The sequence below is a fragment of the Nonomuraea fuscirosea genome (genome assembly GCF_035917475.1).
Classification (GTDB): domain Bacteria; phylum Actinomycetota; class Actinomycetes; order Streptosporangiales; family Streptosporangiaceae; genus Nonomuraea; species Nonomuraea fuscirosea.
Map to the genome: position 1 here is coordinate 4775802 of NZ_CP109074.1, position 24913 is coordinate 4800714.

28 protein-coding genes and 1 pseudogene are annotated in these 24913 nt (G+C 72.2%); 17 read left to right on the forward strand and 12 right to left on the reverse strand.

Annotation, left to right across the window (positions count from 1 at the left end; genetic code table 11):
* Nucleotides 1–2 precede the first annotated feature (2 nt).
* The 7 genes and pseudogenes from OIE67_RS22085 to OIE67_RS22115 all read left to right on the forward strand — a co-directional run.
* Nucleotides 3–935, forward strand: a complete 933-nt coding sequence (locus tag OIE67_RS22085; RefSeq protein ID WP_326643249.1) for an ABC transporter permease — start codon at nucleotides 3–5, stop codon at nucleotides 933–935.
* Nucleotides 932–1723 carry an ABC transporter permease gene (locus OIE67_RS22090; protein ID WP_326643251.1) on the forward strand — a complete coding sequence of 264 codons (792 nt, stop codon included), beginning with the start codon at nucleotides 932–934 and terminating at the stop codon, nucleotides 1721–1723. The genes OIE67_RS22085 and OIE67_RS22090 overlap by 4 nt, the downstream gene beginning before the upstream one ends.
* Nucleotides 1720–2862, forward strand: coding sequence for an ABC transporter ATP-binding protein (locus tag OIE67_RS22095; protein WP_326643253.1), 1143 nt, complete (start codon nucleotides 1720–1722; stop codon nucleotides 2860–2862). The genes OIE67_RS22090 and OIE67_RS22095 overlap by 4 nt, the downstream gene beginning before the upstream one ends.
* The gene (locus OIE67_RS22100) at nucleotides 2859–3803 is read left to right on the forward strand and encodes a DUF6282 family protein (RefSeq protein WP_326643255.1); all 945 of its coding nucleotides are present in this window, start codon (nucleotides 2859–2861) and stop codon (nucleotides 3801–3803) included. The genes OIE67_RS22095 and OIE67_RS22100 overlap by 4 nt, the downstream gene beginning before the upstream one ends.
* On the forward strand, nucleotides 3800–4597 hold the full coding sequence (locus OIE67_RS22105) for an N-acyl homoserine lactonase family protein (RefSeq protein ID WP_326643257.1): 798 nt from the start codon (nucleotides 3800–3802) through the stop codon (nucleotides 4595–4597). Before OIE67_RS22100 ends, OIE67_RS22105 begins: the two co-directional genes overlap by 4 nt.
* Nucleotides 4590–5420 (forward strand): SDR family NAD(P)-dependent oxidoreductase, encoded by an 831-nt coding sequence (locus tag OIE67_RS22110; RefSeq protein WP_326643259.1) that lies wholly within the window; start codon nucleotides 4590–4592, stop codon nucleotides 5418–5420. The genes OIE67_RS22105 and OIE67_RS22110 overlap by 8 nt, the downstream gene beginning before the upstream one ends.
* Before the next feature lie 178 nt (nucleotides 5421–5598).
* Nucleotides 5599–6198 (forward strand): annotated as a pseudogene (locus tag OIE67_RS22115) (carboxymuconolactone decarboxylase family protein); the annotation flags it as partial.
* A 7-nt stretch (nucleotides 6199–6205) separates the two neighbouring features.
* On the opposite strand, the gene OIE67_RS55510 reads toward OIE67_RS22115, so the two are convergent.
* Entirely contained in the window at nucleotides 6206–6445 is a 240-nt protein-coding gene (locus OIE67_RS55510; protein WP_407674905.1) for a pentapeptide repeat-containing protein, read from the reverse strand.
* Nucleotides 6446–6451: 6 nt separating this feature from the next.
* On the opposite strand from OIE67_RS55510, the gene OIE67_RS22120 reads away from it, so the two are divergent.
* Both OIE67_RS22120 and OIE67_RS22125 read left to right on the forward strand, forming a co-directional pair.
* Nucleotides 6452–6583 (forward strand): hypothetical protein, encoded by a 132-nt coding sequence (locus OIE67_RS22120; protein ID WP_326643263.1) that lies wholly within the window; start codon nucleotides 6452–6454, stop codon nucleotides 6581–6583.
* Between the two features lie 2 nt (nucleotides 6584–6585).
* Nucleotides 6586–7572, forward strand: coding sequence for a LacI family DNA-binding transcriptional regulator (locus OIE67_RS22125; RefSeq protein WP_326645431.1), 987 nt, complete (start codon nucleotides 6586–6588; stop codon nucleotides 7570–7572).
* Between the two features lie 69 nt (nucleotides 7573–7641).
* On the opposite strand, the gene OIE67_RS22130 is transcribed toward OIE67_RS22125, so the two are convergent.
* The 3 genes from OIE67_RS22130 to OIE67_RS22140 are packed head-to-tail and all read right to left on the reverse strand — an operon-like array spanning nucleotide 7642 to nucleotide 10708.
* Entirely contained in the window at nucleotides 7642–8472 is an 831-nt protein-coding gene (locus OIE67_RS22130) for a carbohydrate ABC transporter permease (RefSeq protein ID WP_106238119.1), read from the reverse strand.
* Nucleotides 8469–9398, reverse strand: coding sequence for a carbohydrate ABC transporter permease (locus OIE67_RS22135; RefSeq protein ID WP_326643267.1), 930 nt, complete (start codon nucleotides 9396–9398; stop codon nucleotides 8469–8471). Before OIE67_RS22135 ends, OIE67_RS22130 begins: the two co-directional genes overlap by 4 nt.
* Nucleotides 9395–10708 carry an extracellular solute-binding protein gene (locus OIE67_RS22140; RefSeq protein WP_326643268.1) on the reverse strand — a complete coding sequence of 438 codons (1314 nt, stop codon included), beginning with the start codon at nucleotides 10706–10708 and terminating at the stop codon, nucleotides 9395–9397. The genes OIE67_RS22135 and OIE67_RS22140 overlap by 4 nt, the downstream gene beginning before the upstream one ends.
* 142 nt (nucleotides 10709–10850) lie before the next feature.
* On the opposite strand from OIE67_RS22140, the gene OIE67_RS22145 reads away from it, so the two are divergent.
* The gene (locus OIE67_RS22145) at nucleotides 10851–12662 is read left to right on the forward strand and encodes a glycoside hydrolase family 2 protein (protein WP_326643271.1); all 1812 of its coding nucleotides are present in this window, start codon (nucleotides 10851–10853) and stop codon (nucleotides 12660–12662) included.
* Nucleotides 12663–12785: 123 nt separating this feature from the next.
* Here OIE67_RS22145 and OIE67_RS22150 read toward each other — a convergent pair whose 3' ends face one another.
* A complete protein-coding gene (locus OIE67_RS22150; protein ID WP_326643273.1) occupies nucleotides 12786–13265 on the reverse strand; it encodes a TspO/MBR family protein in 480 nt (159 codons plus the stop codon).
* Nucleotides 13266–13472: 207 nt separating this feature from the next.
* Between OIE67_RS22150 and OIE67_RS22155 the strand changes: the two genes are divergently transcribed.
* Nucleotides 13473–14735: a serine hydrolase domain-containing protein gene (locus OIE67_RS22155; protein WP_326643275.1), complete on the forward strand. Its 1263-nt coding sequence runs from the start codon at nucleotides 13473–13475 to the stop codon at nucleotides 14733–14735.
* A gap of 81 nt (nucleotides 14736–14816) precedes the next feature.
* Here OIE67_RS22155 and OIE67_RS22160 read toward each other — a convergent pair whose 3' ends face one another.
* Nucleotides 14817–15470, reverse strand: a complete 654-nt coding sequence (locus OIE67_RS22160) for a response regulator transcription factor (RefSeq protein WP_326643277.1) — start codon at nucleotides 15468–15470, stop codon at nucleotides 14817–14819.
* Nucleotides 15458–16588 carry a sensor histidine kinase gene (locus OIE67_RS22165; protein ID WP_326643278.1) on the reverse strand — a complete coding sequence of 377 codons (1131 nt, stop codon included), beginning with the start codon at nucleotides 16586–16588 and terminating at the stop codon, nucleotides 15458–15460. Before OIE67_RS22165 ends, OIE67_RS22160 begins: the two co-directional genes overlap by 13 nt.
* A gap of 131 nt (nucleotides 16589–16719) precedes the next feature.
* Between OIE67_RS22165 and OIE67_RS22170 the strand changes: the two genes are divergently transcribed.
* The 3 genes from OIE67_RS22170 (at nucleotide 16720) to OIE67_RS22180 (ending at nucleotide 19096) form a co-directional block, all read left to right on the forward strand.
* Entirely contained in the window at nucleotides 16720–17355 is a 636-nt protein-coding gene (locus OIE67_RS22170) for a DUF6069 family protein (RefSeq protein ID WP_326643280.1), read from the forward strand.
* A gap of 54 nt (nucleotides 17356–17409) precedes the next feature.
* A complete protein-coding gene (locus OIE67_RS22175) occupies nucleotides 17410–18291 on the forward strand; it encodes an ABC transporter ATP-binding protein (protein WP_326643282.1) in 882 nt (293 codons plus the stop codon).
* A 64-nt stretch (nucleotides 18292–18355) separates the two neighbouring features.
* Nucleotides 18356–19096 (forward strand): ABC transporter permease, encoded by a 741-nt coding sequence (locus OIE67_RS22180; RefSeq protein WP_326643284.1) that lies wholly within the window; start codon nucleotides 18356–18358, stop codon nucleotides 19094–19096.
* On the opposite strand, the gene OIE67_RS22185 is transcribed toward OIE67_RS22180, so the two are convergent.
* The gene (locus OIE67_RS22185) at nucleotides 19063–19911 is read right to left on the reverse strand and encodes an NAD(P)-binding domain-containing protein (protein ID WP_326643286.1); all 849 of its coding nucleotides are present in this window, start codon (nucleotides 19909–19911) and stop codon (nucleotides 19063–19065) included. The two genes, OIE67_RS22180 and OIE67_RS22185, sit on opposite strands and share 34 nt — an antisense overlap.
* Nucleotides 19912–20067: 156 nt before the next feature.
* Between OIE67_RS22185 and OIE67_RS22190 the strand changes: the two genes are divergently transcribed.
* From OIE67_RS22190 to OIE67_RS22200, 3 genes are read left to right on the forward strand one after another with little or no spacing between them, the layout of a single operon-like run.
* Nucleotides 20068–20406 (forward strand): ArsR/SmtB family transcription factor, encoded by a 339-nt coding sequence (locus tag OIE67_RS22190; protein ID WP_106238093.1) that lies wholly within the window; start codon nucleotides 20068–20070, stop codon nucleotides 20404–20406.
* On the forward strand, nucleotides 20403–20876 hold the full coding sequence (locus OIE67_RS22195) for an SRPBCC domain-containing protein (protein ID WP_326643289.1): 474 nt from the start codon (nucleotides 20403–20405) through the stop codon (nucleotides 20874–20876). Before OIE67_RS22190 ends, OIE67_RS22195 begins: the two co-directional genes overlap by 4 nt.
* Complete coding sequence (locus OIE67_RS22200) at nucleotides 20873–20995, forward strand: hypothetical protein (protein WP_326643291.1); 123 nt, start codon at nucleotides 20873–20875, stop codon at nucleotides 20993–20995. The genes OIE67_RS22195 and OIE67_RS22200 overlap by 4 nt, the downstream gene beginning before the upstream one ends.
* An 11-nt stretch (nucleotides 20996–21006) precedes the next feature.
* Here the strand turns inward: OIE67_RS22200 and tsaA are convergent, their stop codons facing one another.
* Genes tsaA through ureG form a run of 4 tightly spaced genes read right to left on the reverse strand, consistent with a single transcriptional unit; the run spans nucleotide 21007 to nucleotide 24888 of the window.
* Complete coding sequence (gene tsaA, locus OIE67_RS22205) at nucleotides 21007–21408, reverse strand: tRNA (N6-threonylcarbamoyladenosine(37)-N6)-methyltransferase TrmO (protein WP_326643292.1); 402 nt, start codon at nucleotides 21406–21408, stop codon at nucleotides 21007–21009.
* A gap of 43 nt (nucleotides 21409–21451) precedes the next feature.
* Nucleotides 21452–23377 carry an ABC transporter ATP-binding protein/permease gene (locus OIE67_RS22210; RefSeq protein ID WP_326643296.1) on the reverse strand — a complete coding sequence of 642 codons (1926 nt, stop codon included), beginning with the start codon at nucleotides 23375–23377 and terminating at the stop codon, nucleotides 21452–21454.
* A 45-nt stretch (nucleotides 23378–23422) separates the two neighbouring features.
* The gene (locus tag OIE67_RS22215) at nucleotides 23423–24223 is read right to left on the reverse strand and encodes an urease accessory protein UreD (protein WP_326643300.1); all 801 of its coding nucleotides are present in this window, start codon (nucleotides 24221–24223) and stop codon (nucleotides 23423–23425) included.
* The gene (gene ureG / locus OIE67_RS22220; protein WP_326643302.1) at nucleotides 24220–24888 is read right to left on the reverse strand and encodes an urease accessory protein UreG; all 669 of its coding nucleotides are present in this window, start codon (nucleotides 24886–24888) and stop codon (nucleotides 24220–24222) included. The genes OIE67_RS22215 and ureG overlap by 4 nt, the downstream gene beginning before the upstream one ends.
* Nucleotides 24889–24913 lie beyond the last annotated feature (25 nt).

Here is a 24913-nt window from a genome sequence, read left to right on the forward strand (position 1 = left end):
TCATGCCGGCTCCCACCGCACCTCCTGAGACCGCCGGACCCGCGGTCCCGGCCGGGCGGGCCCCCGCCCGCCCGCGCCCGGCGGCGCGCCGCCGGGCGGCCGCCCTGTTCCTGCTCCTGCCCGCCCTGGTGGCGCTCGGCGTCTTCTTCGTGCTGCCGCTGCTCGACATCGTCATGCGCAGCTTCACCGACCCCGAGCCTGGAGTGGGCAACTACCTGTCGCTGTTCACCGACGGCTACACGCTGCGCGTGCTGGGCCGCACACTGCTGGTCGCCCTGATCGTCACCGTGGCCAGCGTGCTGCTGGCCTACCCGTACGCGTACATGATGACGCTGGCCTCGCCGACCACGCGGGCCGTCATGGTGACGGTCGTCCTGGTGCCGTTCTGGACCAGCATGCTTGCGCGCAACTTCGCGTGGATGGTGCTGATGCAGGACGGCGGGGTGGTGCAGGGCCTGCTCTCCCTGGTCGGGCTGAACGGCGTCAGGCTGCTCGGCACCACGACCGGCGTGGCCGTGTCGATGATCCAGGTGCTGCTGCCGTTCATGGTGCTGCCGATGTACAGCGTCATGCAGCAGATCGACCGCCGGCTGCTGCTGGCCGGGCAGAGCCTGGGCGCGAGCCGGCTGTCGTCCTTCCGCAAGGTGTACCTGCCGCTGTCGCTGCCGGGCATCGTCTCCGGCGCCTCGCTCGTCTTCGTGCTGGCGCTCGGCTTCTACGTCACACCCGCGCTGCTCGGCTCGCCGCAGGGCGCGCTCATCGCGCAGGTCATCGCGGTCCGCACCAGGGAGCTGCTCGACTTCGGCGGCGCCGGCGCGCTGGGCGTCTTCATCCTGGTCGTGACGCTGATCTCGCTGGGAGTCAGCAGGCGGCTGGCCGGCTCCGGCGCGGCCAGCGGCGCGGCCCACGTCATGGCGGGAGGTGGCGGCCGATGAACGCGCGCCCCTGGCTCAAGATCGTGTCCGTGCTCATCGGGCTGTTCCTGACGGTGCCGACGCTGGTCGTCATCCCCATGAGCTTCTCGGCGTCCAAGACGTTCAGGTTCCCGCCCGAGGGCTGGTCCCTGGAGTGGTACGAGCGGCTGTTCACCGCGCCGGAGTGGAGCACGTCCATCGTCAACTCCCTCCAGGTGGGGCTGCTGACGACGCTGCTGGCCACCACGCTGGGCACCGCCGCCGCGCTGGGCCTGCAGCGGCTCGGCCCGCGGGCGCGGGGCCTGGCCACCGGGCTCCTGCTGTCGCCGATCATCATCCCGCACATCCTCATCGCGCTGGTGATCTTCTCGGCGTTCCTGCGGCTCGGCCTCAGCGGCACCCTGACCGGCATCGCGCTGGCCCACACCGCGATGGCGCTGCCGTTCGTGGTGATCGCGGTGACGGCGCGGCTGCAGGGCATGGACCCGGCGCTGCAGAAGGCGGGCGGCAGCCTCGGCGCCAACCCGTTCTCCGTCTTCCGGAAGATCACTCTTCCGCTGGCGCTGCCCGGCGTGCTGTCCGGCGCGGTCCTGGCGTTCATCTCCTCCTTCGACGAGGTGGTGATCGCGCTGTTCCTGCAGTCGCCGTCCGCGCTCACTCTTCCCGTCCAGATGTTCAACAGCGTGACCGTGCAGATCGACCCCACCATCTCGGCGGCGTCGAGCCTGATGGTGGTGCTGGTCAGCGTTCCCATCCTGCTGGCGCAGGTGATCGGCGCGCGCCGAGGAAAGGCAGGTAGGCAACGATGAGCGCAACGACGGCCGGCGGCGGCCGGATCGAGCTGGCGGACCTGTGCAAGAGGTACGGCTCCGGCCCCCTCGTGGTGGACCACGTCAGCATCGACATCGCCCCCGGCGAGTTCATCACCCTGCTCGGGCCGAGCGGCTCGGGCAAGACCACCACGCTCAACATGATCGCCGGCTTCACCGACATCACGTCGGGCTCCATCAAGCTGGGCGGCCGCGACATCGCGCCGCTGCCTCCGCACCGGCGCGAGTTCGGCATGGTGTTCCAGAACTACGCGCTCTTCCCGCACCTGACGGTCGCCCAGAACGTCGCCTTCCCCCTGCGCGAGCGCAAGGTGCCGAAGGCGGAGACGGCCAGGCGGGTGGAGGAGACGCTGCGGCTGGTGGACCTGGAGGGCATGGGCGGCCGCCGGCCCGACGAGCTGTCCGGCGGCCAGCAGCAGCGCGTCGCCCTGGCCAGGGCCGTCGTCTTCTCCCCCAGCGTGCTGCTGCTCGACGAGCCGCTCAGCGCGCTGGACCGCAAGCTGCGCCAGAGCCTGCAGCAGGAGATCAAGCGCCTGCACCAGGAGCTGAAGCTGACGTTCGTGTTCGTCACGCACGACCAGGACGAGGCCATGTCGCTGTCGGACCGCATCGCGGTCTTCAACGCCGGCCGGGTGGAACGCATCGGCACCCCCGCCGACCTCTACCGCGACCCCGGCACCCGGTTCGTGGCGCGCTTCCTCGGCGAGTCCAACCTCTTCCCCGGCCGGCTGCGGCCCGGCGGCGTGTACGAGTGGGCGGGCCACAAGTGGGCCGTGCCCGACGCCGACGGCACGCCCGCGGGCCGCGACCTCATCGTCCGCCCCGAACGCCTGCGCCTGGCCGCCACCCCCGGCGAGGTGCCGGACGGCGCCAACAGCATCGCGGCGACCGTGACCACGCTGTCCTTCCAGGGCACACACCAGCGCGCCGAACTCGACTACGGCGACGGCAGCACGGGCAGCGCCGTGCTGCCCCCCGACGCCACCGACGGCATCAGAGCCGGCGGCCGCGTGACCGCCTACTGGGACCCCGCCCACCAGGTGCTGGTCACCCCGCCGGACGAGGCGGCCCCCGCCTCCGCCGCCCCCGACCCCCGCACGATCAAGGAGAACGCATGACCCACGCCCCCTCAGAACTACTCGACCCCGAGCTCGACGGCGACCGCGCCACCCCTGACGCCGAGGCCGACGCGCTGCTCGTCGGCGGCGTCGACCTGCACCAGCACCCGGGGCCGAGCCCGTTCCCCCGGCGCATGACCCTGCTGGACGCCGCCAGGGACGCGTCCGGCGCCGGGTTCGAGGTGATCGTGGCCAAGTCGCACCACCACAGCATGGTCACCGACATCCTGGCGCTCGGCCCGGCCGGCCTGGACGACCTGCCGGTGGAGGTGCGCGGCGGCATCGCGCTCAACCAGAGCGTCGGCGGCCTGAACCCGTACGCCGTCGAGCTGGCGCTGCGCATGGGCGGGCGGATCGTCTGGTTCCCCACCCTGTCCTCGGCGGCGCACATCGACCACCACCGCGGCCACGACACCGGCTTTCCCACCCCGGTGGTGGAGCTGCGCCAGAACGAGGTGCTCGGCATCCTCGGCGACGACGGCGAGGTGCTGCCCGAGGTGCACGACATCCTGTCGATCATCGCGGCCGAGCAGGCGATCCTCACCTGCGGGCACCTGGGCGTCGAGGAGACCACCAAGCTGATCGCCGCCGCGCGCGGCGCCGGCATCGAGCGGATCCTGGTCAACCACCCCTGCTTCGTCGTCGGGGCCTCCGTCGAGCAGGCCGCCGAGTGGTCCAGGCAGGGCGCCCACATCGAGCACTGCCTGGTCATGTACTTCGGCCGGCCCGAGCGCCGCCGCGAACTCGACGAGCTGCTCGCCTTCATCAAGGCCGTCGGCCCCGAGCGGACCGTGCTGTCGTCGGACTCGGGCCAGCGCAACAACCCGCTGCCCGTCACCCTGTTCCGCCGGGGCGCGCGCGGCCTGCTGGACGCCGGGCTGCCCGAGGCCGACATCCGCCGCATGCTCGGCGCCAACGCCTCCGGGCTGGTGAACCGATGAGCGGCCCCGCGACGTACGAGGTGCTGGCGATCCGCTACGCCACTCGCGCCACCTCCCGCGCCCAGACGTTCCTCAACCACCACCTGTACGGCGAGCCCGACACCCCCATCGACATGGACTTCTACCTCTGGGTGGCGCGCAACGAGCAGCGCACGGTGATCGTCGACACCGGCTACAGCGCCGCCTCCAAGGGCCACCGCGCGCCGCGTGAGGACCTGTCGGCCCCGGTCGAGGCCCTGGCCGCCCTGGGCGTGCTGCCCGAGGACTCCCCCCAGGTGATCGTCACCCACGCCCACTACGACCACATCGGCAACCTGCACGCCTTCCCCTCCTCCGAGGTGATCCTGGCCAGGGCCGAGTTCGAGTTCTGGACCGGCCCGTACGCCGGCCGCCGCCAGTTCTCCTACACCACCGAGCCGGAGGAGCTGGCGCACCTGCGTCAGGTGCGCGACGAGGGCCGCGCCACCCTGGTCGACGGCGCCACGCAGATCGCGCCCGGCATCGAGGTGATCCCCGTCGGCGGCCACACGCCGGGGCAGGTCGTCGTCCAGGTCGCGACCGAGTCCGGCCAGGCCGTGCTCGCCTCCGACGCCGTGCACTTCTACGAGGAGGTGGAGCTGGACCGCCCGTTCACCTACCTCACCGACCTCACCGGCACCTACCGCGCCTACGACCTGCTGCGCGAGATGACCCAGGCGCCCGGCAGCGCCCTGGTGGCCGGGCACGACGCCGACGTGATGACCCGCTTCCCCCTGCTGCCGGGCGCCGGTGAACAGGTGGTGCGCGTTGGCTGAGCACACCCCTCCCCCCTCTCCGCCCGGCTCCGGCCCCCGGGTCGCGGTGGTGACCGGCGGCGGCAGCGGGATCGGCGCCGCCAGCGCCCGGCGGCTGTCGGGCGACGGCGCGCACGTCGTCGTCGTGGACGCCGACGGCGACTCCGCCGACGCCGTCACCGCCTCGCTGCCGGGCCCGGCCCTCGCGGTGCACGCCGACGTCTCCACCGAGAAGGGCGTGGACGCCTACGTCGAGGCGGCGCTGACCCGCTTCGGCCGGATCGACCTGCACCACCTGAACGCCGGCGTGCTCGGCACCCTGGCGCCGCTGCCGGACGTCGACGCGGCCGACTTCGACCACGTGATCGCGGTCAACCTGCGCGGGGTCTTCCTCGGGCTGCGGGCCGCCTTCCGCCGCTACCGCGAGCAGGACAGCGGCGGCGCCGTGGTCGTCACCGCCTCGATCTCCTCGCTGCGCGGGGCCGACGACCAGGTGCCGTACCAGACCTCCAAGCACGGCGTGCTCGGGCTGGTGCGCGGCGCCGCCATGTACGGAGGGCCGCGCGGCGTGCGGGTGAACGCGGTCGCCCCCGGCCTGATCCCGACCGGGCTGTTCGCCTCCTCCGACGACGCCTCGCGGGCCAGGTCGATGGAGCGGCGCGGCGGCACCGTCCCCATGCGGCGGTTGGGCACGCCCGAGGAGATCGCCGGAGTGGTCGCCTTCCTGCTCGGCGACGACGCCGCGTACGTGACGGGCGAGGTCGTGTCCGCCGACGGCGGGGCGTTCATGGTCAACACGGTGACCCGCGGCGGCGGCGCGGGCGCCTGGACGCCGGACAGCTGAATCCGGACAACTGACGCCGGACAGCTCACGCCGGACAACCGACGAGCGGGCCGAGCGCTCCGACGAGCGGGCCGACGATGCGAGGAGAACACACGACATGACGCTCACCACCCGGCAGCAGGAGATCAAGGACGAGTTCGTCCGGGTGCGCGGCACCTGGGGCGAGGCGTGGGAGAGCATGCTGCGGCTCGACCCCGGCTTCCTGGAGTCCTACCTGCGCCTGTCGGCGGTGCCCTGGAACCGGGACCGCCTGCCGGCCAAGGTCAAGGAGTTCGTCTACATCGCGATGGACGCCGCGGCCACCCACCTCTACACCCCCGGCATCCGCCAGCACGTCCGCGCCGCCCTCGGCTACGGCGCGAGCGCCGCGGAGATCATGGAGGTGCTGCAGCTGACCGCCACCCTCGGCATCCACGCCTGCAACATCGGCGTGCCGCTGCTGCTGGAGGTGCTGGAGGAGGAGGGGCTGCGCGACGGCCCGGCCCCGCTCGACGAGCGCAGGCAAGAGCTGAAGGCCGGCTTCACCCGCCGGCGCGGCTACTGGCACACCTTCTGGGACGGCCTGCTGGAGCTGGACCCGGACCTGTTCGAGGCCTACCTGGACTTCTCCGGCGTGCCCTGGACGACCGGCGTGCTGGAGCCGAAGGTCAAGGAGCTCATCTACATCGCCTTCGACGCCTCCGCCACGCACCTGTACGAGCCGGGGCTGAAGCTGCACATGCGCAACGCCCTCGGCCTCGGCGCCACCGCGGAGGAGATCATGGAGGTGCTCGCCATCGTCAGCGTCATCGGCATCCACACGGTGACCGAGGGCGCGCCCATCCTGGACGAGGAGCTGCGCCGCGCCGGCGAGCCGAACGGAGACGGGCCGAACGGAGACGGGCCGAACGGAGACGGGCCGAACGGAGACGGGCCGAACGGAGACGGGCCGAACGGAGACGGTGACGGCGGCGCCCTGGTGGGCGGCCGGTAGCCGGGGGCGGCCGTTTAATCGGAGGCGGGCTCCGGCGGCCCGCCAGTACCATGAAGTGGTGATCTTCCACCTGGCCGCCGCCGGGCCCGGTGACTCCGGTGACGACCGCGCGGCGGGGCGGCCCGCGCCGGCGGGCGCCGCCGGCCGCGCCGGAAAGGGCGCGGCGGGGGGCGTGCCGTCATGGCCGTGAGCATGCACGACGTCGCCCGCGCGGCCGGCGTCTCCCAGCGCACGGTGTCCAACGTCGTCAACGACTACGCCTACGTCCGCCCCGAGACGCGCCGGCGGGTGCTGGAGGCCATGGAGGAGCTCGGGTACGTGCCCAACGCGGCCGCCCGCAGCCTGCGGCGCTCCCGTACGGGGCTCATCGCGTTCGTCGTCCCCGACTTCAGGGCGCGCATCTTCGCCGACCTCGCGGGCCTGGTCGTGCGCGAGGCCGAGGCGCTCGGCCACCGGGTGCTGATCGAGGTGACCGACTCCGACCGGGAGCGCGAGCTGCAGGTCCTGTCGGGCGGCCGCAACCAGCTGACCGACGGCGCGATCATGATGGCGCTGTCGCTGCGGCCGCAGGACGGGCGCCGCCGCCGGTCCGGCTACCCGCTCGTGCTCATGGGCGACCACGTGCTGGAGGGCGTGCACCACGTCGCCATCCCCAACCGGGAGGCCTCCCTGGCGGTGGTCCGTCATCTGGCCGGCTCGGGCCGGCGGCGGCTGATGCTGCTCGGCCACGGCCCTCACGGCAGTGAGACGGCGCGGATGCGGCTGAGCGGTTTCCTGGCCGGCCTGGCCGAGGCGGGGCTGCCGGCCGACGAGGCCCTGATGGTCGCGGCCGACTGGAGCCGGGCGCGCGGCCGGCAGGCGATCGAGGAGCACATTGACTCAGGGCGTCCGCTGCCTGACGCCATCTTCGCGATGAACGACTCCCTCGCCCTCGGCGCGCTGCGGGCGCTGCGCGAGCGCGGCGTCCTCGTGCCGCAGGAGGTCGCGCTGGTGGGGTTCGACGACGTGGAGGAGGCCCGCTACTCCACGCCGTCGCTGACCTCCGTCTCCCCCGACCTGGAGGCGATGGCCGCGCACGCGGTCGCGATGCTGCACGAGCAGATCACCGGCAAGCCGAGCGGGCGCGAGCCGCACCTCACGGTCGACTTCCATCTGCGGATACGCGAGTCGAGCCAGTGAGGCCCGCCCGGCCGGCCGGTGCGGCCAGGCGAGCGGGCCTCAGGGCCTCAGGGCCTCATCACGTCACTGTCACTGGCCGCCGAGGCCGGTCGTCGCGATGCCCTTGATGATCTGACGCTGGAAGAACAGGAACACCACGATCAGCGGCAGCGCGGCCAGCACCGACTTGGCCATGTTCTCGGCGAAGACGACGCCGAAGCCGGTGGAGACCGTCTCCAGCCCGACCGGCAGCGTCATCAGGTCGGGGTCGTTCGTCACGATGAACGGCCACAGGAAGTTGTTCCACGCGCCCACGAACGTGAAGATCGCCACCGCCGCGATGATCGGCCGCGACAGCGGCAGCACGATCCGCAGGAAGATGCGCAGCGACCCGGCCCCGTCCACCCGCGCGGCCTCCTCCAGCTCACGCGGGATGCTGTCGAAGAACCGCTTGAGGATGAACACCATCACCGGCGCGACCACCTGCGGCAGGATGATCCCCCAGTAGGTGTCCACCATGTTGAAGGCGAGCATCTCGTCGAAGAGCGGCACGATGAAGATCGTCCCGGGGATCATGATCGAGGCGACGGTGAGGCCCAGCAGAGTCCTGCGCCCGGTGAAGTCCAGCCGCGAGAACGCGTACCCGGCCAGCGTGGAGATGACCAGCGTGATGAGCGTGACCGCGGCGGCCACGAGGACGCTGTTGACCATCCAGGTGGGGATGCTGCCCAGCCGGAACAGGTTCGCGTAGATGTCCCAGGTGTAGCCGCCCGCGGGCACGATCGTCACGGGGTTCGCGCCGGCGTCCGCCTCGGTCTTGAACGAGGTGTTCACCGCCCACAGGAACGGCGCCAGCATCAGCAGGCTGAACAGGGCCAGCACCGTGAAAGCCACGGCACGCCCGGCGTAGCTGGTTCTCATGACTGGTCGGACCTCCGGGCGAACCGCAGCTGCAGCAGCGACAGAATCAGGATGATGGCGAAGAAGACGTACGAGATCGCCGAGGCGTAGCCGAGCCGGTAGCCGGTGAAGCCGGTGTCGTAGACGTACATCAGGATCGACCGGGTGGAGTCGTCGGGGCCGCCGGCCGTCATCTGGTAGATCTGGTCGAACACCTTGAGCGAGGCCAGCACCTGCAGCACGAGGATGAGCATGGTGATGTTGCGCAGCAGCGGCAGCGTGACCGAGAACAGCTGCCGCCACTTGCCCGCCCCGTCGATCGCGGCGGCCTCGTAGACCGTGGCGGGGATGTTCTGCAGCGCGGCCAGGTAGAGCAGGAAGTTGAAGCCGAGCGTCCACCAGGTGGTGGCCACCGCGATGGCCGCCATGGCGAAGTCGGGGTCCTGCAGCCAGGCCTGCCCCTCGATGCCGAACACGCCGAGCACCGCGTTGATCAGGCCGAGCTCAGGGTTGTAGATCCACTCCCAGAACAGGCTGACCACGGTGGAGGCCAGCAGGTACGGCAGGAAGAACGCCATCCGCCACACCCACTGCCCCGGCAGCCCCATGTTGACCAGCAACGCCGCCGCCAGAGCCAGCACGACCAGCGGGATCGTGGTCATCACGGTGAACAGCACGGTGTTGCCGAACGTGGTCCACACCATCGGGTCGGTGAGCGCCTCGGCGTAGTTGGCCAGCCCGACCACCCGCGGCTCGGCGCCGGCCGCGAGGTCACGGTCGGTGAAACTCATCCAGAGCCCGTACACCAGGGGCCACAGCAGGAAGAGCGTGAAGGCGACGAAGAACGGCAGCACGTACAGCAGCCCGCCCCGGCTCCTGGTCACCTTCGGGCGGATCGTGGCCGTCTTCCGCACGGAGCCCGGCTTGCTGATGGTGGCCGACGTCATCGCTGCACCGCCTTGGACATGAGGACGTTGACTCTCTCGGCGAAGGAGGCGACGGCGTCCTTCACCGCCGTCTGGCCGATCAGCACGTTCTGCACGATGCTGCCGAACTGGGTCATGAAGCTGGAGGCCGCCCCGGTGAAGGAGGACGGCGGGTCGTAGTGCAGGTACGTCGCGGTGACCGCGTAGTCCCGGTTCGGCTGCAGCGCCTTGAACTCCGCGCTGTCGACGACGGGCTGGTAGGCGGGGGTGTGCCCGGCGTGGCCCCAGGGCAGCGAGTTCTTCAGGATGCCGGCCACCGCCTGGTAGGCCAGCTCACGCCGGCGCTCGTCCGGATTGTCCTGGTGCGGCAGCACGAACGTGTGCGAGTCGCCCCAGTTGGCGTTGACGCCGGTGCCGAACATGTTCGGGATCGGCATGGCGCCCAGCGGCACCTTCGCGTCCTGGTACTGCGGCAGCTCCCAGACGCCGGAGAAGACCAGGCCGGAGTCCCCGTTGAGGAAGGAGGAGCTGGCGGTGGCGTAGTCGGCGCTCTTGGAGGCCACGTCGCCGTCGACCAGGCTGCGCATCGTCTCGACCGACTCCTCGAACGCCTCGGCGTCGTAGCCGAACTTGTCGCCGGTCAGGTCGAAGGTGGCGCCGTGCTGGGTGTAGAAGGTCCAGAACAGCCGCCACAGCTGGGCGCCGTCGCCGAGGAAGCCGTAGGCCAGGCCGTACGGCTTGCCGGTGACCTGCTTGAACTCCCGGCCGAGCTTCTTCATGTCGTCCAGGCTCTTGATCTCCGGCAGTTTCCCGCCGGATTCGAGCAGCCCGGCCTTCTCGGCCAGCTCGGTGTTGAAGAACGCCACGAACGTGTGCGAGTCCAGGGCCAGCGCGAAGGTCTTCCCGCCGACCATGGAGCTCTTCCAGGCCGGGGCGGTGAACGACTGCTCCGTGATGCCGTAGCGGGCCAGCCGGTTCAGGTCCCAGGGGTCCAGCAGGCCGCCGGGCGCGTACCCGGCCAGGCGCGACATGTGCAGGACGCCCAGGTCGGGCGCCCGGCCGCCGGCGGCGGACATGGCGAGCTTGGTGTAGTAGGGGGCGCCCCAGGCCAGGACGATCTGCTTGATATGGGCGTCCGGCAGGTCCGCGTCGGCCTTGGTGACGATCGCGTTCATGCGCTCGCCGTCGCCGCCGGTGAGCAGATGCCAGAACGTGATCTCCTGCGAACTTCGGCTCGCGGGCCCCGTGCCGCAACCGGCCAGCAGCGCCGAGAGGCCTGCGGCTTGCAGCACCCTACGGCGAGAGAGCCGGATATTGGGCGACTTGCTCATTTGTGGTTCCTTGCAGAGGATCCGGCGGCCCGCACAGCGGTGGGTAGCCGGATGTTGGCTCCGGTTGGAGGGAGTGTGGCACACTCTGCTACGTAGCAAAAGGACTTGACTTACCCCGATATACGAATTGTTAGGTTGTCTGATGAGCGCCGTTTCCCCTGACGTGCCACGCCCGGAATATCCCCGCCCGCAGATGGTCCGCCCCGACTGGCTCAACCTCAACGGCCCCTGGCAGTTCGAGATCGACGCCGCGGACTCCGGCCTGGAGCGCGGCCTGCGCGAACGCGAGCTCACCGGCAGCATCACCGTGCCCTTCGCGCCGGAGTCGGAGCTGTCCGGGCTCGGGCACACCGACTTCATGGACGCGGTGTGGTACCGCCGCACGGTGACGATCCCGGCCGCGTGGGCGGGCCGCAGGACGCTGCTGCACTTCGGCGCCGTGGACCACGACGCGACGGTCTGGGTGAACGGCGTCGAGGTGGCCCGCCACCGCGGCGGTTTCTCCCCCTTCACCGCCGACCTGTCGGCGGCGGCCCGCCCCGGCGAGCAGGCCACGATCGTGGTCCGCGCCCGTGACTCGCGGCACGGCCCGCAGGCGCGCGGCAAGCAGTCGGCCAGGTACCACAACTACGAGTGCCTCTACACCCGCACCACCGGCATCTGGCAGACGGTGTGGCTGGAGCCGGTCCCCGACGTGCATCTGCGCCGCCCGCGGATCACCCCCGACGTCGCCGGCTCCTCCTTCACCGTCGTCACCCCGCTGTCCGGCAACCGCCCCGGCGACTCGGTCCGCGTCACCGTCTCCGACGGCGAGGGCGCCGTCGCCACCGCGACCGTCCTCGCCGACGTGGACCTCGCGCCGTCGCTGCGCCTGGAACTGCCGGCCGCGCGGGTGCGGCTGTGGGAGCCCGGCGAGGGCTTCCTGTACGAGGTGAAGGTCGAGCTGCTCGACGCCTCCGGCGCCGTCACCGACGCCGTGGACAGCTACGCCGGGCTGCGCTCGATCGCGATCGACGGCAAGCGCGTGCTCATCAACGGCCGTCCCGTCTTCCAGCGCCTGGTGCTGGACCAGGGCTACTACCCCGACGGGCTCATGACCGCGCCCAGCGACGCCGCGCTGCTGCGCGACATCGAGCTGTCGGTGGCGGCCGGCTTCAACGGCGCCCGCCTGCACCAGAAGGTGTTCGAGGAGCGCTTCCTCTACCACGCCGACCGGCTCGGCTACCTGGTGTGGGGCGAGTTCGGCGACTGGGGCGCGCACGACGGCCGCGAGCAGCTGCCCACCGCCTCCTTCCTCACCCAGTGGCTGGAGGTCCTCGAACGCGACGTCTCCCACCCGTCGATCATCGGCTGGTGCCCGCTCAACGAGACCCGCCAGCCCATCCACGACCGCCTCACCCAGCTCGACGACGTCACCCGCGGCATGTTCCTGGCCACCAAGCTCACCGACCCCACCCGGCCGGTCGTCGACGCCTCCGGCTACAGCCACCGCGTCCCCGAGACCGACGTCTACGACTCCCACAACTACGAGCAGGAGCCGGCCGAGTTCGCCGGGCAGCTCAGCGGCCTGGCCAAGGACGAGCCGTACGTCAACGACGAGTCCGGGCAGGAGATCTCCGTCCCCTACCGCGGCCAGCCGTACTTCGTCAGCGAGTACGGCGGCATCTGGTGGAACCCCGAGCTGGCCGGCACCGCGCAGGACACCGCCCGGGTGACCTCCTGGGGCTACGGGCAGCGGGTGCGCAGCGAGGAGGAGTTCCACGCCCGCTTCGCCGGCCTGACCGACGCGTTGCTGGACGATCCGGGCATGTTCGGCTACTGCTACACGCAGCTGACCGACGTGTTCCAGGAGGAGAACGGCATCTACCGCTTCGACCGCACGACCAAGCTCGACGTCGAGCGGGTCCGCGCCGTCCAGATCCGCCAGGCGGCCTCGGAACGTTCCTCCGGCTGACTCCTCGCCCGGACGATCGGCCCGCCGGCCGGTCGTCCGGCCGCCTGCGGTCCGAGCGCGGGCCGGTCAGCGGGCTGGTGCCCGGTCAGCGGGCTGGTGGCCGGTCAGCGGGCTGGTGGCCGGTCAGTGGCCGGGGTTGCGGCGGGCGATGGAGGCGTTGAGCGCGGTGGCGAAGGCGGTCCAGGCCGCGTACGGCACCAGCATCGCCCCCGCCGCCCGGTCGGCCCGCCCGGCCCGGCGTACCAGGGCCAGGTTGGAGGCGTTGAGCACCACGATCTCGGCCAGGGCCAGGCGCGGCGAGCGGGCCTTGAAGAACAGCGCGGGCCAGGCCGCGTTCAGCGCCAGGTTGACCGCCAGCACCCGGCCGAGCGCGCCGCGGCGTTCCTCGTCCTCGCGCGACAGCGCCCTGGCGCCGCCGTAGGCGATCAGCCCGTACAGGGTCGTCCACACCAGCGGGAACGCCTGGGCGGGCGGCTGCCAGGAGGGTTTGCTGAGCCGCCGGTACCAGGCGGAACCCGACGTGGTGGCCAGGCCGCCGACGGCGGCGGTGGCCGCGGTGGCCAGGCCGGTGGCGAGCAGGGTGGTGGCACGCGTCTTCCTCATGGCCGATGCCCCTACCCTCGCGTCCGCGCTCCAGACGGCCGCGACCGGCCCGCGCGGGTCCGGCCGGTTCGTCGACGAACGATCGCGTCATGCGGACGAGCCGATGACATTCGCCGGACAACATCGCAGCCATGACCAACAGCGCACGCGATCATCGCGTCCCCCTGCGAACACTCGCCTCCCGCCTCGCTCCGGGAAGGCAAGGGCATGAACGCTGATCCGGGACGCGACGTCGGACGGCGGCGGCTGCTCGGATGGGGCGGGCTGGCCGCCGGCGCGGTGGCGGCCGGCGCGCCGCTGGCCGTGCTCGGGGGTGACGCCGCCGCCGCGGCGGGGCCGTCCCGGCTGGACCGGATCCCGCCGGACACCCGGCCCGGCGGGGCCTACGACCGGTTCGTGGCGGATCTGGCCGCACGTGACCGGTTCTCCGGCGTGGTGCTGCTGTCGCACCGGGGCCGGACGGTGTTGTCGCGCGCGTACGGCATGGCCGACAAGGAACGAGGGATCCGCAATCACGCCGACGTGGCGTTCAACCTCTCCTCGGCGGGCATGCCGTTCCTGCCCGTGGCCGTCCTGCAACTGGTGCAGCGCGGCAAGGTGAAGCTGTCGGACCCGGTGGGCACCCACCTGGACGGCCTCGCCACCGACCTGGCCGCGCAGGTGACCCTGCACCACCTGCTCAGCGGCACCTCCGGGATCGACGCCCCGGCGCCCGACGTGCACCGCGTCTTCACCAGCCGGAAGGAGGTCCAGGACTACCACCGGCAGTGGGCCAGGCAGGCGACGCTGGTGGCGGCCCCCGGCTCGAACGACGCCAACAACGCACACACCGCCGGCGGCGGCGCCGCCAACGCCATCGCCGCGCAGATCGTGGAGGCCGTGACCGGCACGACGTTCTGGGACCACATGCACGAGCACGTCTTCGCCCGCGCCGGCATGCGCGGCTCGGCGTACTACACCAGGACCCGGTGGCTCACCGACGAGCGCATCGCCCACCCCTACATGCGCCAGCCGGACGGCGGCCGGATCGACGGCGTCCGCAGCCTGGACAAGGACAGCATGAGCCGGCAGGGACCGGGCGAGAACCCGGGCCGCGCCTTCGTCAGCAACGTCTTCGCCACCGCGCCGGACCTGGCCCGCTTCGCGCACGCGCTGAGCCGCGGCACCGTGCTGGAGCGGCCCTACGCCGACCTCTACACCGGCGCCAAACTGCCCGGCCCCGGCGACCGGCTCGGCGCCCCGTCCTTCGGCTCGTACGCGGGCCCGGTCCGCATCAGCGGCGGCGAGTGGGAGTTCAACCGCGGCGGCGGCAGCGGCGGCATCTCGGCCAGCTGGACCGTCTGGCTGGGCTCGGGCTGGGCCGGTGTCGTCCTCAGCAACTACGACGACCTGGAGGACTTCGGGGAGATCCTGCGGCGGCAGGACGAGGCCGTCACCGGCGAGGCGGCCGGCCCGCCCGTCGGAGGCTGAGGCGCCGGCGTAAAGGGAGCCCGGCGTCGGGCTCAGGCGTCGGGCTCAGGCGTCGGGCTCAGGCATCGGGTGAGGTTGGCTTCATGTGAGGCCGGCGTCGTGGGCCAGGAGGGCGATCTGGGTGCGGTTGTCCAGGGCGAGCTTGGTCAGGATGCTGGAGACGTGGGCCTTGACGGTCGTGACGCCCATGGTCAGATCGGCGGCGATGTCGGCGTTCGTCCGGCCCTGGCCGATGGCCAGGGCCACCTCGTGCTCGCGCGGGGTGAGGGTGGCCAGGGCGGCGCGGGCGCGCTCGTAGGCGCCGGCCTGGGCGACGGTGCGCTCCATCAGCCGCCGGGTGATACGCGGCGACAGGATCGGATCGCCCGCAGCGACCCGGGTGACCGCCTCCACGATCTGCGCCGGCGAGGTGTCCTTGAGCAGGAACCCGGCGGCGCCGGCGCGGAGCGCGTGCAGCACGTTCTCGTCGGTGTCGAACGTGGTCAGCACAATCACCTCGGGCGGCCGGGCGCGGGCGCGCAGCCGGCGGGTCGCGGTGATGCCGTCCACGCGCGGCATGCGCAGGTCCATCAGGACGACGTCGGGGGCGTGGGCGTCGGTGGCCGTGACGGCCTCCTGGCCGTCGGCCGCCTCGGCGACGACGGTGATGCCGCCGGTGCCGTCGAGCATCATCGACAGCCCGGCGCGGACCAGGGCGTCGTCGTCGACCAGGAGCACGCGGATCACCCGGGCCATGGTAGCCGGGCCAGCAGCCGGAACTCACCCCCGGTGTGGTGGTGGTCGAGCTGCCCGCCGGCCAGCCGGACCCGCTCGGTGAGCCCGACCAGGCCGAGCCCGCTGCCGGGCACGACGGGGGCGGCGTCCGCGGGGGGCGCCGGGTTGCGCACGTCGATCAGCAGGGTGCCGCCGGGCGCGCCGCTCAGCGTCACCTCGACCTGTTCGCCGGGGGCGTGTTTGCGGGCGTTCGTCAGCCCTTCCTGGACGACCCGGTAGGCGGTCATGGACAGGGCCGGCGGCAGGGCGGCGGCGTCGGCGGCCCGCTCGTCCAGTCGTACCGGCTGGCCCGCCCGGCGGGCGTCGGCGATCAGGTCGGGCAGGTCGGCCAGGCCCGGCCGGGGGGCGAGCCCGTCGGGCTCGTCGTCCTGCTCGCGGAGCAGGCCGATCACCTGGCGCAGCTCCTCCAGCGCCTGGTGCACGCCCGCGCGGACCACACCCGCGGCGGCGGCGAGCCGGTCGGGGGATGAGTCCGGACGGTATTCCAGCGCTCCCGCGTGCGTGGCGACCAGGGACAGCCGGTGGGCCAGCACGTCGTGCATCTCCCTGGCCAGCCGACGCCGTTCGGCCATGCGCGCCTCGGCCACCCGCCGGCCCTGCTCGGCCTCGGCGCGGCGGGCGCGTTCGCTCAGGGAGATGAGCAGGGCGCGGCGGGAGCGGGCCAGTGAGCCCCAGCCGAGCAGCGCGCCGTACGCGGCGCAGATGAGCAGCAGCCACCACGACAGGGAGATGCCGGAGTTGGGCCGCCACCACCCCTGCACCAGGTGAGCCGCCATGCCCGCGGCGGTCACCGCGGCGGCGACCGGGAAACGCCGGCGCAACGACACCTGCAGCGCCCCCATCGTCGCCGCCGGCGTCGCCACCGGGGACAGCGTGGCCAGCACGGTCGCGACCAGCGTGCCATGGACCGGCCACCACAGCTGGGCCACCGCCGCGGCCAGGCTCACCACCGCGACCGCCACGTCCAGCCCCCAGCTGGTCCGGCCCGCCTGCCCCCACAGGGACACGGCGGTCAGCGCGCCGATGCCGAGGATCACGCCTGCCACGGCGAAGGGGTGCGGGCGTCGGCTCTGGCTCATCGGCCCAGGCTAACCGCCGGTACGGCGGGCCCATCACCTACCAAAGTCGGAGGCGTACCCCACCCGGGAAGGACACGGCGCGACCGTGCGCCCGATGTGGCGGGCCGGGGCGGCGGGCGAGGCTTGGCGGCATGAACACCACCCCGCACCCCCGGAACACTCCCGCCCACACCTCCACCCAGTCCCCCATCCGGCCCTCCGCCCAGACTCCCACCCGGCCCTCCACTCCATCGCCCGCCCAATCCTCCGCCCAATCCTCCGCCCAGACCTCCGCTCAGGCCCCTGCCCGATCCTCCGACCAGCCTTCCGCCCAAGCGCCCGCCCGATCCTCCGCCCAGTCGCCCGCACAGTCGCCCGCCCAGACCTCCCCCCGGTCCTCCGCGAAGTCGCCCGCCCGGTCGCGCGTCCGGCGGCTGTTCGCCGTGATGGGCGCGGCCGTGGCCGCGGTGGCCGTCTGGGTGCTGGCGGTTCCGGTGGGCGGGATCGACCTGACCGTGCGGATGGGCGCCGGCCCGCAGCCGGTCGGGCCGGTGGCGGTCGTGCTCGCCAGCCTGGCCGCCGGGCTGGCCGGCTGGGCGCTGCTCGCCGTGCTCGAACGCGTCACCGCCAAGGCCGGCCGGATCTGGACGATCACCGCCCTGGCCGTGCTCGCCCTGTCCCTGACCGGCCCGCTCGGCAGCGCCACCGGCTCGGCCGCGACGCTGGTGCTGCTCCTGATGCACCTGGTCGTCGGCTCCGTCGTCGTCCTGGGACTGACCCGGCGCTGAACGATCCCCGTACCCGGAAGACCGGCCCCCAGCACCCCCGACAGGAGAGCTGACATGACAGTCCTCGCCAGAGCGATCGACGCCACCCGCCGCTACGGCGACGTGCTCGCGCTCGACCACGTCTCGCTCGACCTCCGGGCGGGCGAGCTGGTCGGCCTGCTCGGCCCGAACGGCGCCGGCAAGTCCACCCTGATCAACCTGTTCGCCGGGCTGCGCCGGCCCACGTCCGGCACGGTCGAGCTGTTCGGCGGCTCGCCGCTGGACCCGGTCAGGCGGCGCGGCATCGGCGTGACGCCCCAGGAGACCGGGCTGCCCGAGTCGCTGCGCGTCGGTGAGATCACCGGCTTCGTCTCCGCGCACTTCCCCGACCGGGTCGGGACGCCGGAGCTGCTGGCCAGGTTCGGGCTCGGTGACCTGGCCAGGCGGCAGGTCGGCGGCCTGTCCGGCGGGCAGCGGCGGCGGCTGGCGGTGGCGCTGGCGTTCGCCGGCCGGCCGCGGCTGGTGTTCCTCGACGAGCCGACCACCGGCCTGGACGTCGAGGCCAGGCGGGCGCTGTGGGACGGCATCAGGTCCTTCCACGAGGAGGGCGGCACCGTGCTGCTGACCAGCCACTACCTGGAGGAGATCGAGGCGCTGGCCGAGCGGGTCCTGGTCGTCGGCTCCGGCCGCGTGCTGGCCGACGACACCGTGGGGGCCGTGCGCGGCATGGTCGGCACCCGGCGCGTCTCCCTCGTCGCCGACCGGCTGCCCGAGTTGCCGGGCGTGCTCGCCGCGGAACGCGCGGGCGACCGGTTCGACCTGGTCGTGAGCGATCCCGATCGGCTGGTCGTGGCGCTGGTACGCAGCGGGTCGCCGTTCTCCGGCCTGGAGATCAGACCGGCCACCCTGGAGGAGGCCTTCCTCGCCCTCACCGCGAAACCGGCCGCGCATGCCTAGCCCGGTCCCCGCCCCGAACCGGAGCGCGCGAACCCACCCCGCCCCCGCCCCGAAGGAGACCTCGATGCCCAGCCTGGTCCTCGCCCACACCCGCTACCTGCTGATCGAGCAGATCAGGGTGCCGATCGCCATCCTGGCCAGCGCGTTCTTCCCGGCCATCTCGATGGTGGCGTTCGTGGTGCCGTTCGCGGGCCGCGATCCGGTGGCCGCGACCACGGCGACGGGCTCGCTGATGTTCTTCGGCGCCATGTCGGCCGCGCTCATCGGCCTGGGCAACTCGGTCGCGCAGGAGCGCGAGCTGCCGTGGAACCCGTACCTGCGCACCCTGCCCGCCGGCCCGCTGCCGCGTTTCGCCGGGCGGATCCTCGCCACGCTCGCCGTGATGCTCATCTCGGTGATCCCCGTGCTGGTGGTGGCGGCGCTGTTCACGGAGGCGGCGATCACCCCCGCCCGGCTGCTGCTCGGGTTCGGCGCGCTGGTCGCGGGCGTGGTGCCGTTCATGCTGATGGGGCTGTTCGTCGGCTTCAGGCTGGCCTCCAAGGCGGCCATGGCGGTGTCGCAGCTGCTGTTCTTCCCGATGGCCGTCCTCGGCGGGCTGCTGCTTCCGCCCCAGGTCCTGCCGCGGTTCGTGCAGGACGTGTCCTCGTACGTGCCGACCAGGGGCGCGGCCGAGCTGATCTGGTGGGCGATCGCCGATGCCCGGCCGAGCGCGCTGTCGCTCGTCATGCTGGCCGTCTGGACCGCCGCCATGGCGGCCGCCGCCGCCTGGGCCTACCGGCGCGACGAGGGCCGGCGCTTCTCCTGACCGTCCGCAGCCTCGCCGGATCCGTCCGCCGGCCGGGAGAGGCCGGCGAGCAGGTCGTCGAGGACCCGGTCCAGAGCCGCGCTGTTGGCCGGGGAGAACCAGGTGGTGCGCACGCGTTCGTTGCTCCCGTTCGGGGTCTCGTGGTCGGCGGCCAGCTGCTGCAGCGACCGGCTCTCATCACCCAGCGCACGCCCGACGCCCTGGAACAGGCCGCGCACATAACGGGAGGCCACCTCGGCCGGGACGCCGTGACCGACGGCCCACGACGTGAGCGCGGCCAGATATCCGAAATGGGTGGTCAGCGTCCCCGTCAGGGCGGAGAACACGTTGAACGCGGCCTCGTCCTCGACCGGCAGGGTCCCGCCCAGGCGCGCGAAGAGGGCCTCCACCGCGGGATGGGCCGGGCACGTCACCGTGACGGAGTCGCGTTCACGGACGGCGGGCAACGGGATGGCCCGCACCAGCGGAGCACCGGTGCCGAGGATCCGGCGCAGCTCGTCGTCACCGACCCCGGCCATCAGGTTCACCACGATCGTGCCGTCGTCGACGCGCAGTCCCGCCAGCGCCTCGTGCCGGTCACGCGGACGCACGGCGATGATCACCAGCTCGGACCGGTCCACCACCTCCTGGTTGCCGGCGCACACCCGCACGCTGTCATAAAGCCCGGACAACTCGGCGGCCGTACGGGCACCGCGGGGCGACAGGAACACCTCGGGCGGATCACCGTCTCCCTCGCACAGGCCCGTCACGATGGCCCGGCCGATCTCCCCGACCCCGATGACGCCGACACGCCGCACGTTCACTGTCTCGCTCACGCCGCCCACCCTACGCAAGCGCCCGCGGCCGCCATCAGGCACCACCGCAGCTCACCGGCTCAGCCCGGCAGCACGGCCCGGCGACGACGCGTGGCACGGCCGCGACCAACACTTAGCCCTTGCGCTAACCATCGCCCATCCGCAACACTTAGCCGCATGGCACACTATTCGGCGCAGCTGGACGGCGTCTTCGTCGCCCTCGCCGACCCCACCCGGCGCGCCGTCGTGCGCCGCCTCGGCCACGGGCCCACGAGCGTCGGCGACCTCGCCCGCGAGTTCCCGATGACCCTCCCCTCGTTCATGAAGCACGTCCGCACCCTCGAGGCCAACGGCCTCATCCACACCACGAAGTCCGGCCGCGTCCGCACCTGCGTGCTCAACCGCGACCGCCTCACCCTCCTGCACGACTGGCTCGAAGAACAGCGCCGCCTCTGGCAGGACCACACCGACCGCCTCGAACGATTCGTCACCGACCCGCAGGAGAACACGCCGTGAACCCCGACCTCGACCTCGCTCTTGAGCGCGTCATCCGCGCCCCGCGCGCGACCGTCTGGAACGCCTGGACCGACCCCGCCCGGCTGGAACGGTGGTGGATCCCCGCCCCGCTCACCTGCCGGGTCGACCGCCTGGACCCCAGGCCCGGAGGCGCCTTCGTGACCCGCATGAGCGAGGGCGGCACGGAGTTCGTCCCGCACCTCGACGCCTGCTTCCTCGCCGTGGACGAGCTCGAACGGATCGTCTTCACCAACGCGATCACCAGCGACTGGCGCCCCGCCGGCCCCGCCCCGGTCGCCATGACCGCCATGATCATGTTCGCCGACCACCCCGACGGCACCGACTACCGCGTCCTGGTCCGCCACGGCGACCCGGAGTCGCGCGCCCACCACGACAAGCTCGGCTTCGCCGACGGCTGGGGCACCGTCACCGCCCAGCTGGCCGCCCTCGCCGAGAGCGCGGCACGATGAGGATCGCCCTGCTCCAGTTCGTCACGCTCGACGGCGTCACCCAGGGCCCCGGCTCCCCCGACCAGGCCGCGCAGGCCGCGTACGAAGGCGTCACCGCCTTCATCGACCAGGGGCCCTGAGGGACCGGGGCTCAGCGCGCCGCGTCCAGCACCGGCTTCACATCGACGACCGGCGTGCCGTCCACGGCCTCCAGACCGGCCACCCGCACCCGCAGCCCGTCGACCGCCACCACCCGCACGCGGTGCAGCCCGATCGGGTTCGGCCGGTCGGCGGAACGGGTGCTGAACACCCCCGTCAGTGGATTGCGCGCGTCGTCGCGCGGATGCACGGCGAGCACGGACCGGTCGGCGAGATGCAACCAGGTCAGCACGAACACCTCGTCACCCGCCGCCAGATCACCGATCCCACCGGCCACCGCCGGATCGAACCGCAGCCAGGCCTCGGGCGCACCCTCCACCCCCTGCTTCGGCGCCACCGCCGGATCCGCCAGGGACGACTCCACGACCGCGACGGGACGAACCTCGTACGTCATGCACCACTCGTACCGGACGACGACCCCGACACGCCAGGGCCCGTCACGCGGGAGCCGGCTCCTGCGCGCCGTCCCCCAGCGGCCCGAACCGCCACTCACCCCGCCCGAGCAGCTCCAGCTCGTGCGTGTGATGCTGCTCGACCGTCGAACGGTGACTGACGCTGACCACGATGGTGTCCGGCAACTCCGTCCGCACCAGCCGATACAGCTCGAACTCCAGCCCCTCGTCCAGCGCCGACGTGGACTCGTCCAGGAACACCACCTTCGGCCGCGTCAGCAGGATCCGCGCGAACGCGATCCGCTGCTGCTCCCCCGGCGACAGCACCTTCGCCCAGTCCTGCACCTCGTCCAGCCGGTCCACCAGATGCGGCAGCGCCACCTTCTCCAGCGTCCCGCGCAGCATCTCGTCGCCGAAGGCGTCCGGATTGCCCGGATAGGAGACCACCGCACGCAGATCGCCCAGCGGCACGTACGGCAACTGCGACAGGAACATCGTCTCCTCCGGCCCGCACGGCCGCGTCAGCGTGCCGCTGGTGAACGGCCACAACTCGGCCAGGCTCCGCAGCAACGTCGTCTTGCCGCTGCCGGACGGCCCCGTCACCACCAGCGTGTCCCCCACCTCCAGCCGCAGATCCAGCGGCTTGATCAGCTGCCGCCCGTCAGGGGTGCGCACCTCGACGTCCTTCAGCGCCACCGTCCCGTCGGCACACGGCAGCGTCGTCACCTCCGGCAGCGCCCGCGCCTCCTCATCCGCCACGACCAGACCGTGCAACCGGATGATCGCCGCCCGGTACCCGGCGAACGCGTCATAGGCGTTACGGAAGAACGACAGCCCGCCCTGGATCGAGTTGAACGCCGACGCCGACTGCGTCAGATCCCCCAGCCGCAGCTCCCCCGCGAACAACCGCGGCGCCTGCAGCAGATACGGCAACGGCACGATGCTCTGACTGATCGCGTAATTCCAGCCGTTGAAGCCGATCGTCCGGTTCAGATACCGCTTGTAGTTGCTCACCACAGGCGCGAACAACCGCCGCAACCCCGAACGCTCGGCCACCTCGCCACGGTAGAACGCCACCGCCTCCGCCGCGTCCCGCAGCCGCACCAGCGCGTACCGGAACGCCGCGTTGAACTTCTCGTTGCGGAAGGCCAGCCAGATGATCGGCCGCCCGATCCAGAACGCCACCGCCGTCGCGATGATGACGTAGACCAGGCCGATCCAGAACATCGCCCGGGGAATGTCCAGCCCGAAGATCGACAGCGTGCCCGACAGATTCCACAGGATCGCCGTGAACGACACCATCGACGTCACCGCGGAGATCCCCCCGAACAGCAGCGTGTTGGCCGTCCCCCCGTTGCTCGGCAGGTTCGGCAGCGGCCCGTACCCGGCGGTGACCAGGTCGATGTCAGACTGGATCCGCTGATCCGGATTGTCGATCGTGTCGTCGATGAACCGCGACCGGTAGTACGCCCTGCCCTCCAGCCAGTCCCCCGTCAGCCGGTCGGTCAGCCACACCCGCCAGGCCAGCACGAACCGCTGCAACAGGAACAGATCCAGCAGCAACCGGGCGATGTGTATCGCCGCCAGGACGCAGAAGATCGCCAAGGAGGTCCAGAACCCGCGCTCCCCGGACGCCTTCACCGCCTGCTCGTGCACGGCCATGCCCTGCACCGCCACCTGAAGGCTGGACAACATGTCATTGCCCTGATAGCTGAACAGCACGTCCAGCCGGACCCCGGCGACCACCGACAGCAACAGGACGGCCAGCCAGAGCCACACCCTGACGCTCCCGCGACCGGTGAAGTAACCGCCGGTGATGCGCCAGAACTGCCTGCCCCACGTCGTGAAGAGCCCGACCAGCACCAGGACCGCCAGCGTGCACACCGCCGCGATCGCCCACGCCGTGGCGATCCACACCAGCGATGCCCAGACCTCGGAACTCCAGTCCAGCGTCGGGGTGAACAACTCCATTGGGGAAACGTATATGCACGGAGAGTGACGAGCACCCTGGAACGCTCAACTCATGCCAGGTGTCTGCCCGCCGACGCGACCGGCCTCGTCGAGCAGCCGCCGCAACCGCAGCGAGTCCGGCGCCACCGCGGTGACCAGGACGGCCGGCCCGGCCAGCGGAACCAGCACGGCCAGCCCGCCCGCCGGCTCATCGCCGAACGAGCGCACCTGCGCCGGCCCGGCGGCGAACGCCGGATCGACGATCAGCAGCTGACCCGCCGCCCGATGGCCGGCCAGCACCGCGGGACCGTCCCAGCCGGGCACGTCCGGCCCGTAACCGGACTGCTGATCCAGCAGCAACCGCCCGCCGCACCGGACCGTCAAGCGCGACGACAACCGGCCCGGCCCCTCCCCCGCCCGGCCGAGAACCTGCTCCTCCCGCAGGACCAGCCGCGCGGTGTCCGCCACGTCCGCCACACAGCTCTGACGCAGATGGCTGCCGGCCGCCGAGATCACCGGCTCGGGCAGCCAGTCCAGGCTCCCCCGCTCTCCCACCACCAGCCGCACGTCATAGGTGGCGGGCCCGCGCGTGGGACCCCGCAGCGCGATGGTCGCGCCCGCGGTCGTCACCCGCAGCCGCGCCTCCCGCTCGACGACCGCCTCGATCCGCAGCCGGTCACCGCCCAGCGGAGCGCACATCGCGCCGAGCACGCACAACCGCGCCTGCCTCCCGTACGCGCGATTACGGCGCAGATCGAACGGCCCCGCACCGTGCAGGACGGCGAACACGGTGTCCGCACCCGCACGGACCGCCCTGATCCGGGCCGTCGCCCGCACCCCCGTCCCGGCCTCGCCCGCGACGGTCATGCCGGAGCGGACGAGCGGGCGGCCAGCAGTCCCAGCACCCAGTCCGCCACCGGCCTGACCCCGTCCTCGCCCTTGAGCGCGGTGAAGGCGACCGGCAACCCGCCCCGCGCCGCCGCCGCGTCACGCGCCATCACCTCCAGATCCGCCCCCACGTACGGCGCCAGATCCGTCTTGTTGATGACGAGCAGATCGGAGGCCGTCACACCAGGGCCCCCCTTACGCGGGATGTCATCGCCACCGGCGACGTCGATGACGAAGATCTGCGCGTCGACCAGCCCCCTGGAGAAGGTCGCCGTCAGATTGTCACCACCCGACTCGATGAGGATCAGATCCAGCGGCCCCAGCCGCTCCTCCAGTTCCTCCACCGCCTCCAGATTCGCCGAGATGTCATCGCGGATCGCCGTGTGCGGGCAGGCGCCCGTCTCCACCGCCCTGATCCGCTCCGCCGGCAGCACGGCCTCACGCAGCAGGAACTCCGCGTCCTCACAGGTGTAGATGTCGTTGGTGACCACCGCGATCGACCACCGCGCCCGCAGCGCCCGGCACAGGCCGGCGACCGTCGCGGTCTTCCCGGAACCGACCGGCCCGCCCAACCCCACCCGCAGCGCCCGGCGACCACCATCGCCCGGAGAACCATCCTCGGCCCTGTCATGGTGCAGATGCATGACACTCCCGTCATCTCGTCGAAGA